This window comes from Pedobacter riviphilus (assembly GCF_014692875.1).
Classification (GTDB): Bacteria; Bacteroidota; Bacteroidia; order Sphingobacteriales; family Sphingobacteriaceae; genus Pedobacter; species Pedobacter riviphilus.
In genome coordinates, this window is sequence record NZ_CP061171.1 from 2714898 (window position 1) to 2730450 (window position 15553).

The 15553-nt window shown below is 38.2% G+C and carries 12 protein-coding genes and 1 pseudogene; 5 read left to right on the forward strand and 8 right to left on the reverse strand.

Going from position 1 to position 15553, the window contains the following annotated elements; all coding sequences use genetic code 11:
• Window positions 1–406 precede the first annotated feature (406 nt).
• Together H9N25_RS11095 and H9N25_RS11100 are read left to right on the forward strand one after the other, a co-directional pair.
• A complete protein-coding gene (locus H9N25_RS11095) occupies window positions 407–1363 on the forward strand; it encodes a GLPGLI family protein (RefSeq protein WP_190328941.1) in 957 nt (318 codons plus the stop codon).
• The gene (locus H9N25_RS11100) at window positions 1360–4020 is read left to right on the forward strand and encodes a TonB-dependent receptor (protein ID WP_190328942.1); all 2661 of its coding nucleotides are present in this window, start codon (window positions 1360–1362) and stop codon (window positions 4018–4020) included. Before H9N25_RS11095 ends, H9N25_RS11100 begins: the two co-directional genes overlap by 4 nt.
• 129 nt (window positions 4021–4149) lie before the next feature.
• On the opposite strand, the gene H9N25_RS11105 is transcribed toward H9N25_RS11100, so the two are convergent.
• From H9N25_RS11105 to H9N25_RS25440, 4 genes and pseudogenes are all read right to left on the reverse strand, one after another.
• On the reverse strand, window positions 4150–5643 hold the full coding sequence (locus tag H9N25_RS11105) for a M56 family metallopeptidase (protein WP_190328943.1): 1494 nt from the start codon (window positions 5641–5643) through the stop codon (window positions 4150–4152).
• 5 nt (window positions 5644–5648) lie between these two features.
• Window positions 5649–6011: a BlaI/MecI/CopY family transcriptional regulator gene (locus H9N25_RS11110; RefSeq protein ID WP_167294840.1), complete on the reverse strand. Its 363-nt coding sequence runs from the start codon at window positions 6009–6011 to the stop codon at window positions 5649–5651.
• Window positions 6012–6173: 162 nt separating this feature from the next.
• Entirely contained in the window at window positions 6174–6674 is a 501-nt protein-coding gene (locus tag H9N25_RS11115; RefSeq protein ID WP_167294841.1) for a hypothetical protein, read from the reverse strand.
• A 94-nt stretch (window positions 6675–6768) separates the two neighbouring features.
• A pseudogene (locus H9N25_RS25440) lies at window positions 6769–8153 on the reverse strand (dicarboxylate/amino acid:cation symporter).
• 303 nt (window positions 8154–8456) lie between these two features.
• On the opposite strand from H9N25_RS25440, the gene H9N25_RS11125 reads away from it, so the two are divergent.
• From H9N25_RS11125 to H9N25_RS11135, 3 genes are all read left to right on the forward strand, one after another.
• On the forward strand, window positions 8457–8954 hold the full coding sequence (locus H9N25_RS11125; protein ID WP_086546642.1) for an RNA polymerase sigma factor: 498 nt from the start codon (window positions 8457–8459) through the stop codon (window positions 8952–8954).
• Entirely contained in the window at window positions 8941–9540 is a 600-nt protein-coding gene (locus H9N25_RS11130) for a hypothetical protein (protein ID WP_167294843.1), read from the forward strand. Before H9N25_RS11125 ends, H9N25_RS11130 begins: the two co-directional genes overlap by 14 nt.
• A gap of 86 nt (window positions 9541–9626) precedes the next feature.
• A complete protein-coding gene (locus H9N25_RS11135; protein ID WP_190328944.1) occupies window positions 9627–10193 on the forward strand; it encodes a DUF922 domain-containing protein in 567 nt (188 codons plus the stop codon).
• Here the strand turns inward: H9N25_RS11135 and H9N25_RS11140 are convergent.
• The 4 genes from H9N25_RS11140 to trxB form a co-directional block, all read right to left on the reverse strand.
• Complete coding sequence (locus H9N25_RS11140) at window positions 10182–10553, reverse strand: diacylglycerol kinase family protein (RefSeq protein ID WP_190328945.1); 372 nt, start codon at window positions 10551–10553, stop codon at window positions 10182–10184. The two genes, H9N25_RS11135 and H9N25_RS11140, sit on opposite strands and share 12 nt — an antisense overlap.
• Window positions 10554–10756: 203 nt before the next feature.
• On the reverse strand, window positions 10757–11383 hold the full coding sequence (locus tag H9N25_RS11145) for a hypothetical protein (protein ID WP_190328946.1): 627 nt from the start codon (window positions 11381–11383) through the stop codon (window positions 10757–10759).
• Between the two features lie 60 nt (window positions 11384–11443).
• Window positions 11444–13354, reverse strand: a complete 1911-nt coding sequence (locus tag H9N25_RS11150) for a beta-N-acetylhexosaminidase (protein WP_190328947.1) — start codon at window positions 13352–13354, stop codon at window positions 11444–11446.
• Window positions 13355–14564: 1210 nt separating this feature from the next.
• On the reverse strand, window positions 14565–15521 hold the full coding sequence (gene trxB, locus H9N25_RS11155; RefSeq protein WP_190328948.1) for a thioredoxin-disulfide reductase: 957 nt from the start codon (window positions 15519–15521) through the stop codon (window positions 14565–14567).
• Window positions 15522–15553: the final 32 nt, after the last annotated feature.

A 15553-nucleotide genomic window follows, 5' to 3' on the forward strand; every position in this document is an offset into this window, starting at 1 on the left:
AGCGAACATCCCGATTTTTTCATCGGGATAAAGCGCAAAGCGGGACTGAAGCCTGCCAAGAACCACTACCCGCTCCTTTCCAATAATAATTAAGTATTATAAGAACATACCACTGGGATCTGGTTAGTGAGACACCAACCGATAGATTTATCGCCATTCATTTCCAAATCATAAAACATTTGCCTCTGCGCTATTCAAGCTCCGAAGTAGATCTTTCGACGGCGTTCAGAATGACAAACTGAAAAGAACTTATGTGTTATGAATCTTCATGACTAAAATATGTCGCCCTTCATTGCCTATCATCCATTTTACATCTTCGCTTCGTTAAAAAATGTTAAAGCGTTTTTCTTATTACGAATATTTCGTAGATTTACGAAAATTAAATAGATAATTAAAAACAAAACTCATGAAACTAACCCTAACCATCTGTTTAGCAACAGCTTTAACCATTTCGGCAAAAGCCCAAAGTCCTGATAAGGCCCTGGCAAGAGTAAGATATACTTTTACCCACATTGCGGATACAATGCAAAGAGATAAACCCCGTAAGGAGAATATGTTGCTTGTAACCGGAAAAAATGCTTCTGTGTACACCAGTTATGATAAGCTGAACCAGGCATTAAATACCCAAAAGCAGATACAAGAGCAGATTAAAAACCAAACGGGCAACGGTAACATAAAAATTGAAGTAAAAAGCGAAATGAAAGCCCCGCTTAGCCAGGAAGACTATTTCTTTTTTGCCAATGAACATAAAATGATTACCAAAGAGCGTCTGTTTAACAATTACCTTGTTGAAGAAACCGCTCCACAAATTGACTGGAAGATTTTGAAAGATACGATGAGCTTTTCGGGGGTTGCCTGCCAGAAAGCAACTACTCATTTTAAAGGTCGCAATTGGACAGCCTGGTTTGCGACCGAAATTCCTTTTCAAAGCGGTCCGTGGAAATTGAATGGCCTACCCGGCTTAATTATAGAGGCTTATGACGATAAAAAGGAAGTGAAATTTGAATTTGCAGGGCTTGAAAATGTAAAAGATGCAGATGCTGCCGCCAATTCTGATGGCGACGTTAAAATAGCGGCTCCAAATGGCGGAGTGGGTTCGGTAAAAATTATGGGCATAGATGTAAGCACGAGCTACCTTGGAGCCGAAATTAAGTTACCTACGGACGCCATAAAAACTACCCGTAAAGAGTTGGATAAACTTAAAGCAGCGCGTGATAAGGACCCACAGGGCTTTATGCAGGCACAAATGGCAGCAAGTGGCATGCAGGGTTCGTTCAGGAGCAACCAGGCACCCCGCCCTGCAGGAACAACTGCAGTTAAAGCCGAAGTTAACAATCCGATAGAAATTAATGACAAAAAATGAAAAAGCTCGCTTTAACCCATTGGCTCTTACTAGCAGCTTTTTCAGTTTTTGCCCAAAAGCCACTTAAAGGTGTAGTAAAAGATACCGGTGGGAAAGGTGTAGAATCGGTTAATGTAACTTTAAAAGATACCGAAGGCAACATCATTAGCTTTACGCGCAGCAACAAAAACGGTGCTTTTAGCATGGAGCTCAAAAACGACCAGATTGGAGGTTACAAAATTGAAGCATCGAGCATTGGCTATAAAAAGCTGACTACCACGGTAACAGATGCCACTAAAAGTTACGAACTTACTTTACAACTCAGCGAAACCACGCTGGAAACAATTAACGTTAAAAACCGGCCATCGTTAACAGCCCGGGGCGATACTTTAAATTACCGCACATCTGACTTTGCAGACAAACAAGACAGAAGCATTGGCGATGTGCTGAAAAAAATGCCCGGCGTAGAGCTTGCTGAGGATGGCAAGATTAGCTACAACGGCAAATCGATTTCAAACCTGTATGTGGATGGCGATAATTTGCTAGACGATAAATACAATATTGGTACCAAAAGTATTCCCCATGGCGCGGTTGATAAGGTTCAGGTAATCCAAAACGATCAGCCCATTAAAATGATGCGCAAAAATAATACGAGTGATGATGTTGCCCTAAACCTGGTGATAAAAGATGAAGCCAAGCTTAAAGTAATGGGCGATGCTACGGTTGGCGCAGGTATGCCCAACCGCTTTGACGAAAACCTGACAGCTATGTTGTTTAATAAAAAACTAAAGTTTATTAACAACATTAAAGGCAATAACATTGGCAGCGATCCGGGTGGCGACCTTATTGCACACAATTTTTCTGATTATTTAAAAAAACTGGATAACGATAAACCCAGTGCACTCCTTTCAACAGGCGCTGCCGGGGTACCCTCGCTACCGCAAAGTAGGTATCTTTTTAATAAAGCTGGGTTGATTAATCTCAACAATTTATACAAATTTAACACCGACCTGCAACTAAGAGCCAATATTTCATATTTATATGATCAACGACATCAGGAATACAATAAGTTTTCGGAAACTTATCTCCCCGGTCAAACCATCCGCTACACGGAAACGCAGAACAATACCATTAACCCGCAAAAGCTGAGGGCGCAGTTTAACTTAAATGGGAATGCCGATAAATATTACCTGAACAACAACCTGATATTGGAATATGCGCCTTTTAAAACCACATCGGGTTTTGTAATTAACAATGTAGCAGCCAACCAGGTACTTAAACAGGAGACCTTCGATTTATCGAACGAATTTAATTACCGAAAAAAATTAAAATCGGAAGATGTCATTAACCTCTACTCCTTTTTAAACCGCACTACGCAACCAGAAACATTAAATATTACACCCGGACTAAATGCCGACATCCTAAACAACGGAAACAGTTATCTTGGTTTAACACAATACATTAAAATACCAACCTGGTACACCAACAACTATGCATCTTTCGCCTTTGTAAAAAACAATTTCGTTCAAACTTATAAAGCGGGGTTCAATATACAGCAGCAACAGCTTAATTCGGAACTTTATCGTACACAGAACAACCAGCAAACAGAGCTGGTTACCGGCAATATGATAAATGATCTTGACTGGCTAAAAACCAAACTCTATACCGAGGCCACCTACGAGTACACTACTGATAAGCTAAAGGCAAGTTTGAGCTTACCGTTAAGCTACAACCGGATCAACTACAGTGATGCGTTAAACCAGCTGGATAACAGCCTGAACAGGCTATTTATAAATCCCGCTTTTAATTTAAAATACCAAACCAGTACCGAAAATTATGTAACGGCTAATTATAATTTCAAAAATGACCTGGGGGGTATTAACGATATTTACCGTGGTACTATTTTAAAAAATTACCGCTCGCTGTTTTCGAACGATGCACCGATTGCTGAATCCAAATCGCATAATGTTGGGGGAGGCTTTAATTTTAGAAAAGCCATGCAAATGCTGTTTGCTAACCTAACGGCCAATTATAGTGATACAGAGTTGAGTACCATTTCGGCCTACAACCTAAGCAACAATATTCAGCAAAAGATTGTACTGCCACTTAATAACCATATCCGCAGCCTATCTTTAGCCGCAAATGCAAGCAAATACCTGTTTAGCTTAAAAAGTACAATAAACGCTGGTGTAAATTTTGCACAAAGCAAATACAGTCAGCTGCAGAATAATGCACTTCTACCATTTAACACGCAAACAGTGGCTTATAAAGTTGGCATTGAAGCAAAGCTAACCAACTTCATTAACTGGTCTTACGGAGCTAATTTTGCTATTACCGATAATAAAGCCCTAGTAGCAGATGGGGTAAAGACCAATTTTAAACAATTGAGACAACAGTCTGCTTTAGCCATTACTACAGTTAAAAATCTTTACATAAATCTATCTGCGGAACACCTTTTAACCCAGCAATCATCGCAGCCCGATTTGAAATACCTCTTTGCCGATGTGAACATGCGGTATAAATGGTTAAAAATGAAAACCGATATTGAATTTGGGATCACCAACCTTACCGATATTAAAAGCTTTGATGCAATTTATCTTTCGGCAAACTCACTTACAACTGGAACATATTATATTCCAGGAAGGGTGGCCATGTTAAAGGCTACGTTTAATTTCTAAGTATTTTGATCAGCGGGAGAAATGGCAATATGCTAACCATCTCCCGCTCATTTAATGCTAACACAAATAATTATGGAAACATTTATTGGATTAGCAAATTCTGTATGACCTGCAAAAAAAAGCAAGTGATTAAGGTTTAGTAGTAATCTGGATAAATTGCCTGTTTTGATCCATTTTGAGGCCCATAATCATATTCGGATTAAGCTTTTCCAACTCTGCTTTGCTTACCTTTTTTCCGTTTAAATAATAACCGGTATTGGTAACCGACGGTTCATTTACTTCTGGTTTGTCTTTTCCATCCCCACCAGTTCCTTTTGTATTGAAGGTAGATTGCATGACAAAAACAGCGGTTATCTTTTTCCCTTTGCCATCAGTCAAATTTCCAAAGTCCTTATTTACCTGATCGGCCAGGATAGCCTGTTCAATTTTCTCATTGGTAGGTACCGAATCAGTAAAGCTAAAATGTTTAACAAAGGTTCTTTTACTTAGCTTGCCATCTGTTTTAAAATCGAATTTAACATTGCCAACCATTTTTTTCATCACCTCACCAATCTGGTGCTGTGCCGAATCTCCTTCCTTTCCGATCATTTTAAAAACAAAAGTCAGCTTGTTGGCCGTATCTATTTTTTTAATCAATGGTAAAACGGCCCTTCTCTTATTCCTTATTTTTGTACTTGTTTTGGCCGGTACAATAGATTCGGCCTCCTTATGCGGCATAACATTAACCACCATTTTACTAAGGGGAACCAAACTTTTCTGCATTGCTTTTTTATCGATGGTAAAAGCGAGTGTGATGCAAAGCAATACAGGTAGCACAAATAAATACCGGGTTAGGTTTACTTTCGAAGAACGTTTCGCATTCATCATTTTAATCCGTTTTTTAAGATCAGAGAGATTAAAATTATTTACGATAGCAACAGATGGCTGCAATGTCCCTACATCTAACAAACTGTACTGATAAGCTTTTTTATCGATACCTTTCTTCAAAATTTTCGCATCGGTAATAAATTCAATGTTCTCCCTTACCGCTTTTTTCATTAACCAAACTCCTGGATTAAACCAGTAAAAGACCACACAGATCTCAGCCAAAATAATATCTAAAGTATGCCATTCTTCTACATGTACACGTTCATGCTCAAGAATATTATCCAAATCCTGTTTTTTATGTAAACGCGGATTGATATAAATGGTCTGCCAAAAGCTAAATGGACTTACTTCATCATTTAAAATCCGTACCTTATAATCATTTAGCTGATCCGGTGAAGATTTTTGATGCATCTTGTAAAGTGAAAAAAACTGTACCAACAACCTCATGGCCATTAGCACAACGCCAACATAAAAAAGTACAGTTAAGCCTTGCCAAAATATCGAAACGGCATCTTGTTGCACCAATTTACTTACCTGTTGATTAAACTGTGGTACGAAGGCAGGTACGGCTTTTTGAGCAGTAAAAAAATCGGTGAGATTAATAAATGGATAAGCTGAAGAAAAGACGATCCCAAACAACAGAAATACCCTGTTGATGGAGTAGAAAGTTAGCCTCCGCAATACCAGGTAATAGGCTGCCGAAAACAAGACCAGTACCAGATTAATTTTGAATAAGATGATAAAGAAATGTGGCATGGCATTTACTTTTCAGGGTTCTCTATTAAACTTATAATCTCTTTAAGTTCCTCCGCGCTGATTTTTTTATCCTTAGCAAAAAAAGCAACCAGTTCTTTATAAGAACTTTGGAAATAATTATTCACAAAACCACTCATAAAGCGCTTTTTATATTCTACCTCTTTCACTTTTGCACTATAGCGGTTGGCATTGGCAAAACGTTCGCTCATCAGGTAGCCCTTACGTTCTAAATTCTTGATGGTTGATGCCAGTGTAGTATATGGTGGTTTCGGATCGGGAAGTACATCCATAAAATCTTTGATAAAGCCCTTACCTATCTGCCAAACAGCCAGCATGGCTTCCTCTTCCTGTAATGTTAATTTTTCCATTATTACGAATATATCGTAAATATACGAAAATATCCTAAAATAAAACTATTACAAAAAAAGTCGTCATCTCCACTGAAATGCAGCGAAATGACGACCGTGTATATTGTATTTTCCTTCCTCGACTCAAGGCTACAGACCGAGGACTCAGGAATTCGGAATAACCTACTTCCCGCTTCTTTTTTCAGCTTGTAATAAAGTTTCCTGAATGATTTTTCTCATTTGTACCGCAGCATCCAGTAGTTTTGGATTGCCATCAAAGTCGCCATAAATGATTACATGTTTTGATTTTTTTTTATAATTGAAAGTAATATCGTAACGCGGTACTAACCTTGATTTATCACTTTTTTTACCAATGGTATCCGGAAAATTCCAAAGGCCAATTTCATTTGCTTTTCTGTGCATGTATAACACATCATTGCTCGTTAAAAAGAACTTTTTGTTAACCACTGAATCCTTATTATTTACATACCTGTAAACACCAGTTTTTGAATCATATGTGTTTTCCAAAGTATCTTTTAAGCCATAGCTATACTGCATTGACACAAAATCGTCCTTACGGAAAGGCGCATTCTGTATAATTGGCTTGTAATAGATATAACAATAAATGATCATCGGAACGATAATAGTAATGGCTAAGAATATTTTTTTTCCTCTACTTGACACTTTTTATATTAATTAATTTGAATGAATGAATTACTGAATTATTTAATGACCAGTATTTTGAATGATTGCATGTTTTTGACTCAAGACTCTAAACTTAAGCCTCCGAACTCTCTTTAAGCTCCCCTTCCCACTTACTTACTACTGCTGTAGCAATGCTATTTCCAACAACATTAGTTGCAGAACGGCCCATATCCAATAAAGGATCAATACCAATTAACAAAGCTAGCCCTGCTTCCGGAATATTAAAGCTCGCGATAGTGCCAGCAATTACCACTAATGATGCTCTCGGTACACCCGCAATTCCTTTGCTGGTTAACATGAGGATTAAAAGCATAGAAATTTGCTGTTCGAAACTTAAATGAATGCCATAGGCCTGTGCAATAAATAAGGAAGCAAAAGTCATGTACATCATCGAACCATCTAGGTTAAACGAGTAACCCAATGGCAGCACAAAGCTTACAATTTTATCTTTACAACCAAAACGTTCTAACAACAGCATGGTTTTAGGGTAAGCAGCTTCGCTACTGGCTGTACTAAAAGCCAATACTGCCGGCTCTTTCATATCGTTTACCAAACGGAAGATACGTTTTTTCAGTACCAGGAAGCCAAGGAATATCAATAATCCCAAAGAATGGCTAACCCAAAGTAAAACTCACCGATAAAAATGGCATAAGTATTTAACACACTTAAGCCTTGTTTGGCAATAATAGCTGTCATGGCGCCAAAAACAGCTAGCGGTGCAAAGTTCATTACATAGCCTGTCATTTTTAAGATGACGTGTGCAATGGCATCAAAAGCTTTAATCACAATCTGCCCTAAATCGCCGATTGCTGCTGTAGCCACCCCAAAGAATAATGAGAAAACTACAATTTGAAGAATTTCGTTATCCGCCATCGACTCTACAATACTCTTTGGGAATACGTGCGCAATAAAATCTTTTACACTCATGGCTGCCTTTTGTATCCCCGTATCAACCAAATGATCAGGCAGCGATAATTTCATGTGTTTTCCGGGCTCAAACAAATTCACCAAAATCATTCCCAATACAAGCGACATTAGCGACATGGTTAAAAACCAGCCCAGCGTTTTACCGCCAATACGGCCCACAGCTTTTATATCGCCTACTTTAGCAACACCAACAACCAGGGTAGTAAATACCAATGGTGCAACAATCATTTTAATCAGGCGTAGAAAAATATCACTCAACAAGGTAAAAAATTCCAGTTTTTTCTCTCTTATCCCCTCGTTTTCTTTTTTGATTTTAGCGGCAGCTTTTTTGTCAGCCTTGAGTTGTGCATAAACCGCACTGGTCGTATCGGTCGATTTTGCAATATTTACTTCTATACTTTTAACCTTTGCGTCAGCATTAAGGATATTCTGGTTGTAAACGTTAATGGAATTTACATTTAAAATATAGCCCAGCGCAATTCCTGCAATCAGCGCTATAAAAATAAAAAGCGTGAGTTTGTTTTTCTTCATGAATATAAAAAGTTTGTGGCAACTTAATTTGGTAAAACTACGATATTTACAGCGTGTAACAAATTTTGATAATAGGAGAGATCAAAAAATGCATCAATGCTGGCGAGTAGAACCACTCGGCAAAGAAGAAAAAAATTAACCAGAGATAGAAAGGATGCGCAGAGATATGAAAATCAGTGCTTATCTGTGCGCATCTGTGGTTAAGAACTTTTAACTCAATGGCATTAAAAAATATATTATTTTTGATTCCTGCTGTAACAAAAAACGTACATCACCATCTAAAACGCAACTATAAACCCCTAAATGGAACAAAAAGACAAGTTATTTAAAGAGATCTTCGATTCAAATTCCAAAAAGATATTCCATTTATGTTATGGTTATACTGGCGATACCGACGCTGCAAATGATCTTTTACAAGAAACTTTTTTAAAGGTTTGGCAAAATCTGGATAAGTTCAGGAACAAATCTTTAATTTCTACCTGGATTTATAGAATTGCAGTAAACACCTGTTTAACCTATTTGAGATCAGAAAAAAGACAGGCAAAAGATGAATTAACCGATAACATTATAGAAAATAAGGTAGAAGAGTTTTCAGAGAAAAATGAACAGGTTGCTCTACTCTATAAATGTATATCGAAGCTCGAAGAGAATGACCGTTTGATTATTACGATGGTACTTGATGAGTTACCATACCACGAAATTGCCGATATATCAGGAATAAGCGAGGGCAATTTAAGGGTAAAAATTCACCGAATTAAACAAAAATTAACAGAATTATATAGCCAGTATGCAAGCGTTTGATCAAATACAGGAGTTGTGGCAAAAGCACGAGGTAGAAGTTAAAGTTTCTGCTGATGAGATGTTGCAGCAAGCGAAGAAAGAAGTAAATGGATTAAAGCTAAAATCTGCTTTAAATATTTTTGGAATGCTGGCATCTTTTATTGCCATTGCCGCACTGTGGATATTTATGCATTTCGAATCATGGACAACCCATGTTGGTATCAGCATTACCATTGTTGCCATTGGTGTATATACGCTTATCCTATATCGCGATCACCGTTTGATTGCGAAAAATGATGCTACCGCTCATCCACACGAATACCTGAACAACTTAAAAACATATCAATTAAACCGCTTCAAACTATACAATTCTTTATATTGGTTTTACGCCATTGCACTATCACTCGGAATTATATTTTATTTCATCGAAATTTTAACCTATTTAAGTATGCCGCAAAAAGTAGCCGCAATTGTGTTAACTTTTTCATGGATACTATTCTGCTCAACAATATTGCGAAAGGCTGTAATGAGTAGAGAAAAAGAACGGATAGCTTTATTAATTGAGAAATTTGAGCGCATTAGCGGACAGATTTCTGTTACAGAGTAATTTTAGGCACGGTTTTTTCGTTGTAAAATTCAACACACAAAATCCTGATGATCGTGGTGCGACATCGTTGAAAAAAAATTACGACCTTGAAAAAACTGATTATACCGATATTATTACTATTGACCCTACCCTTTTCATTTGCCTTTAAACAAGATTTAACCCAACCGGTTCAGCTGAATTGGGAAATGCACTTTAAAGGTAAAGCTGATATGCGCTCGCCCTTTTTTGCTTTAACTGCCATGACCTGGAAGTATAGTTACGAAAGTACCGTTTACCGTAACCGTGTTGTTATTAAGCTTAAAAATGATGTGAGTATAGATAAAACCAGATCGTGGGTAAAGTGGGATAAAATTAAAGACCCCGAAATTAGGGCCAGTCTTTTACATCACGAACAGGGGCATGCCGATATTCAATATATTTTACTTTTAGAAGCCGAAAGGGTGTTGAAGAACAGAAACTACGCTGTAAATAACTATAAAGCTCAAATATCTGAGCTCGCCAATCAGATCAGTAGTTATTTTGATACTATGCAACGTAATTATGATGAAGAAACCGAGCATGGCAGTAATCATAAAATGCAGGCCCGATGGGATCAGATTATCCAGGATAAGATTGAAGAATCGAGGACTGCTATGGCCGAATTACAAAAATAGTTTTGGAATAAAGACAATTAAACCAACCGTTACCGCCAGGAACGCAGCCACCAAAACCGCAGCAGCAGCCAAATCTTTTACCACTTTAATTTTGGGATGATGTGCCGGTGAAACTACATCAGCCAGTTTTTCAATAGCAGAGTTTAATATTTCGGCTACAAAAACAGCAGAAATAACAGATAGAATAGCAATCCACTCCAAATCGGAGATCTTGAGGTAAAAAGATAGGCCAATGGCAACAATGGCTGCAAACAAATGAACTCTTCCATTATGATCGTTAACAAAAAACAGTTTTAGCCCGTTAAAAGCAAATTTAAAGCTTTTAATGCGATCGATAATTGAAAATTTTTGGTTGTTCATTGTTTATTAAATTTACCCTTTTGGCAATAAAGATGCTGAAACGGGTCAGCATGACGACCGTCGAAGTGGATATAACTAAAATATGTTATCCTGAATTCATTTCAGGATCTCTCGATATAGAAGAGATAGCTGCTGAAACAAGCTCAGCATGATGCTGCTTCGCATGCTGTACGTCCTACCCTTTTTATCCTAAACCTTTTACCCTACTCCTTACTTCTACCTTTCCCCTCCTCAGGCTTCACTTCAGTCGTAGAAAAACTATTTCCGCTTAATTTATATTGATAGGTCTTAGTAATCGTTTTAGTACTATCTGTGCTATCCTTTACCGGGAAAGAGCGGAATAGGTCTCCATTTTTAATAAAAAAATTATCGTTACCAGTATAACCTTTCTTTTGATTGGCGCTTAAAGAAGGAAAGCTGATTTTATTGAAATTGCCACCTGCATATTCAAAAACATTTAAATCTGAAACTGTTTTTTTGCTTAAGAGCTGAATATAAAATTCAGGATTTCCATCATTGTCTAAATCCATATTCCAGGCATCGATCAAAATACCTTTACGATCTATGGCAGCAGACCTGTAATTATTACGAACTGAATCAGACATTAAAATCTGATATCCCCCTATAGAATCTACCCCTTTTCCCCAGCTCACAATTTCGAAATTTAATCCTGGTTTTACTTCTATATCCTTATAAAAATGAAAAGGATTCTTTTGAACTTTTGTAGCTTCCGTCTTAACTTCTTTTGGTTTTTCTTCTGTGCATGCAAAACAAAACAGCATCCCTGTTATTAACAAAAGATGCTGTAATGTATATTTCGGTAGTTTCATTCTATTTGGGGACGTTTTGGTTGCCCCAAATTAAGTATTTTAGCTTTTTAAAGCAACAATTTATTTCTTTGCATCTGCTTTAACTTCGGGTGCTCCGTTATTTAAAACGGTTTCTGCGACTACGCTTCTTCTACCACTTGGTGCAATAACAACTGTTTTTAATACTCTTTTTTCGCCTTGCGGTACGGTAATTTTAAATGGCGAGGTGTACAAAAATGCATTTTCCGACGGACGTGACAAATCAATAGAATAATAAATTTTTGCTCCGGTAACAGGTGCTTTTAAATCAATTGTAAATTCTCCTCCAGTTAAAGGTTTATCGCTCTGCCCAATTGGTGTAGGTACCCAGAAATTAACATTCATTTTATCTAAACGGGCCAAATGTACAGGTAAACGTTGCTCAGAAAAGTTTTTCAAATCTTTACGCTCAACCGGCGACCATGCGATTTCGGCTAAGGCCAATAAACGTGGGAATGCGTGGTTTTCCGCTTTTGCTGTGGTTTTAATATATTCAGACCACATATTTGCCTGTACACCTTTAATGTATTTTCGCTCATCAGCGGTTAATACTTTCGGAATCGGATCGTAAGCATAAATCTTTTGATAAGGAGCGAATCCACCAATGGTTACCGGCTCATCAGGAGAATTAGACTGTTTATGGTCGATATATAAGCCCATAGAACCTGGCGTCATAATTACATCGTGTTTTTGTTGTGCAGCAGCGATTCCACCATCTTCACCCCTCCAACTCATTACTGTTGCATTTGGGGCCAAACCACCTTCCAAAATCTCATCCCAGCCTATAATCGATCGTCCTTTTGCATTAACATGTTTTTCTATGGTCTGGATGAAATAACTCTGCAATTCATGCTCATCTTTCAAACCTTTCTCTTTCATCAGGTTTTGGCAAAAGGTAGATTCCTTCCAATAGGTTTTAGGTGCTTCATCGCCACCAATATGAATGTATTTAGAAGGAAAAATAGCAATCACTTCATCTAACACATTTTCTAAGAAAGTAAAAGTATTTGCTGATGGTACAAAAATATCATCAAAAACACCCCAGGTTTGTTGTACCTGTTTACCTTTCCTGCTACCCGCCCATGGTGTTTTATCGCTGATAAAGGTATCACGGTCAGGGAAACAGCTTAACTCTGGATACGAGGCAATTGCTGCAGAAGCGTGGCCTGGCAATTCGATTTCGGGTATTACCGTAATGTATTTAGCAGCGGCATATTTAACAATGTCTTTGGCTTCTTCTTGTGTATAATAACCTTTAACCGGTGTAAGATAATTACCATTGCCTGGATAATTGCCAATAATTGTCCCATTACGGGAAGAACCGATTTCAATTAGTTTTGGATATTTTTTAATCTCCAATCTCCAGCCCTGATCATCAGTTAAATGCCAATGGAAAGTATTAATTTTATAATAAGCCAGCTGATCGATGTATTTTTTGATAAAAGAAATCGGGAAGAAATGACGGCCTACATCCAACATCGTTCCCCTGTAAGCAAAACGCGGATAATCGTTAATATCAACGGCCGGGATAGTAATTTTATCAGCAACTTTATCAGGCATCATTTGCATTGCCGATTGAACGGCATAAAACAGACCTGCACCTTTTCCGGTTAAAACAATTTGTTTCGGGGTAACTTTAATGGTATAACCTTCTGCAGGCAATTGATCTGCACCAACTGATGTTAAAACAATTGCTTTTTGGTTAGGTTGGGTAATTTTAGTTTCACGTAAGGCAAAACCTGCCTTGGTAACGATAAAAGCGTTTAATAAATCGGTCATCTTTGCGCCGTCGATGCTTTGATTTACTAAAACTGTGGTTTTATCTAAAATGAAATTTCCGTTTGCCCTGGTAATGGCTACAGGTGCAGGTATGATACCCAGATTAGGATCACCCTGCGCAAATGCACTCGTGCTGATTAATACTCCAATAAAAATCGATAATGCTTTGTTCATGTTGTGTTTTGGTTTTTATAGATTTATTTTGATTATTTGAACCAAGATAGAGATTATGGAGACATTACAAATCCCACATTTTTGTTACAATAGGGATCAAACGTTTGATTTCAGCGATTTTCATCATAAATCGATTTATTAACTAATGAATTATGCTATTCAACCCCTCAATAGTAGCAAAATTCTGCGTATGTAAACCTGATTGCAACGTAAAGCCCGGAGCGCAGCGAGGACTTGTAATGGAAAGCAGGACTGACAATAAAAAGAGCTGCTGCATTTGCTTTCCAAAAAACATCAATCACAAAAAAGAGTCCACTAGAACTCCTACTGACAGATCTCCCCGTTGCACTGCACTGAGATGACGATTTTGTTTTAGCCAACTAATTTTTTCTGGAAAATCGGGTACAGTAGCATTTGGATTACGATAGTCCCGCCATCCGTTATAGTCCAGATGAAAAATCGGGAGCTGCCACTACTGTCGCGTTTAGGTGGCACAGCCGGTGGTACTATTTGGGGTGGCAAGGTGCAGAAAGATTAAATTAACTCAGTACCATCCAACCCTTAATAGTAGCAAAATTCTGCGTATGTAAACCTGATTGCAATGCAAAGCCCGGAGCGCAGCGAGGACTTGTAATGGAAAGCAGGACTGACAATAAAAAGAGCTGCTGCATTTGCTTTCCAAAAAACATCAATCACAAAAAAGAGCCTCCTAGAACTTCTACTGACAGATCTCCCCATTGCACTGCATCAAGATGACGATTTTGTTTTAGCTAACTAACTTTTTCTGGAAAATCGGGTACAGTAGCATTTGGATTACGATAGTCCCGCCATCCGTTATAGTCCAGATGAAAAATCGGGAGCTGCCACTACTGTCGCGTTTAGGTGGCACAGCCGGTGGTACTATTTGGGGTGGCAAGGTGCAGAAAGATTAAATTAACTCAGTACCATCCAACCCTTAATAGTAGCAAAATTCTGCGTATGTAAACCTGATTGCAATGCAAAGCCCGGAGCGCAGCGAGGACTTGTAATGGAAAGCAGGACTGACAATAAAAAGAGCTGCTGCATTTGCTTTCCAAAAAACATCAATCACAAAAAAGAGAAATCATCTCTTAGAACTCCTACTGATAGCTATCGTATAGAGCGGACGGTTCTAACAAAAAAAGAGAAACCGTCGCTGATTTCTCTTCTTCAAAATATTTTAAAATTGTTTTTATGCCTCTACAGGATGTTCCTTAGCACCCAAATACCTTTCTGCATCAAGTGCGGCCATACATCCAGAACCTGCAGCAGTAACTGCCTGACGGTAATACATATCCTGCACATCGCCACAGGCAAAAACGCCTTCAATATTGGTTAAAGTAGAACCGGGTTTAGTAGCTAAATAACCTGTTTCATCCATATCTAACTGGCCTTTAAAGATATCAGTATTAGGCTTATGGCCGATAGCTACGAAGAAACCTTCTACCGCGATATCAGACTCAACACCAGTTTTGTTATTTAAAACTTTAACTGCGGTTACATTTTTACCGTTACCTAAAATTTCTTGTGTTTCGGTATTGTAATGAACCACAATATTTGGTGTCGCCAATACACGGCTCACCATCGCTTTAGAAGCTCTGAACTCGTCTCTACGTACCAATAAGTGCACCGTTTTACAAAGTTTGGCTAAATAAGTTGCTTCTTCAGCTGCAGTATCTCCAGCACCTACAATGGCTACATCCTGTCCTTTAAAGAAGAAACCATCACACACTGCACAGGCCGAAACACCAAAACCATTGTATTGTTGCTCACTTGGCAATCCTAGCCATTTAGCAGTAGCCCCAGTGGCAATAATTACGGTATCAGCTGTAATGGTCTTAATTTCGTCAACCACTACTTTATGTGGTGCTGAAGAGAAATCTACCGAACTTACATAACCAAAACGGATATCAGTACCAAAACGCTCTGCCTGCTTACGGAAATCTTCCATCATTTCTGGCCCCATAATTCCTTGTGGGTAACCTGGAAAATTTTCTACATCTGTAGTTTGCGTAAGCTGCCCTCCGGCTTGCATGCCGGTATACATAATTGGTTTTAAATCAGCTCTGGCTGCGTAAATTGCAGCAGTATAACCCGCAGGACCTGAACCTATAATTAAACACTGAACGTGTTCGTTTTCTTGTGACATTATATTGTGTGTTTGAAATTCATTAATCGTAA

Bases quoted from the DNA above. Each gene is read 5' to 3' on its own strand.
- H9N25_RS11095 (WP_190328941.1), top strand. From the start codon at position 407: ATGAAACTAACCCTAACCATCTGTTTAGCAACAGCTTTAACCATTTCG.
- H9N25_RS11100 (WP_190328942.1), top strand. From the start codon at position 1,360: ATGAAAAAGCTCGCTTTAACCCATTGGCTCTTACTAGCAGCTTTTTCA.
- H9N25_RS11105 (WP_190328943.1), bottom strand. From the start codon at position 5,643: ATGCCACATTTCTTTATCATCTTATTCAAAATTAATCTGGTACTGGTC.
- H9N25_RS11110 (WP_167294840.1), bottom strand. From the start codon at position 6,011: ATGGAAAAATTAACATTACAGGAAGAGGAAGCCATGCTGGCTGTTTGG.
- H9N25_RS11125 (WP_086546642.1), top strand. From the start codon at position 8,457: ATGGAACAAAAAGACAAGTTATTTAAAGAGATCTTCGATTCAAATTCC.
- H9N25_RS11130 (WP_167294843.1), top strand. From the start codon at position 8,941: ATGCAAGCGTTTGATCAAATACAGGAGTTGTGGCAAAAGCACGAGGTA.
- H9N25_RS11140 (WP_190328945.1), bottom strand. From the start codon at position 10,553: ATGAACAACCAAAAATTTTCAATTATCGATCGCATTAAAAGCTTTAAA.
- H9N25_RS11145 (WP_190328946.1), bottom strand. From the start codon at position 11,383: ATGAAACTACCGAAATATACATTACAGCATCTTTTGTTAATAACAGGG.
- H9N25_RS11150 (WP_190328947.1), bottom strand. From the start codon at position 13,354: ATGAACAAAGCATTATCGATTTTTATTGGAGTATTAATCAGCACGAGT.
- trxB (WP_190328948.1), bottom strand. From the start codon at position 15,521: ATGTCACAAGAAAACGAACACGTTCAGTGTTTAATTATAGGTTCAGGT.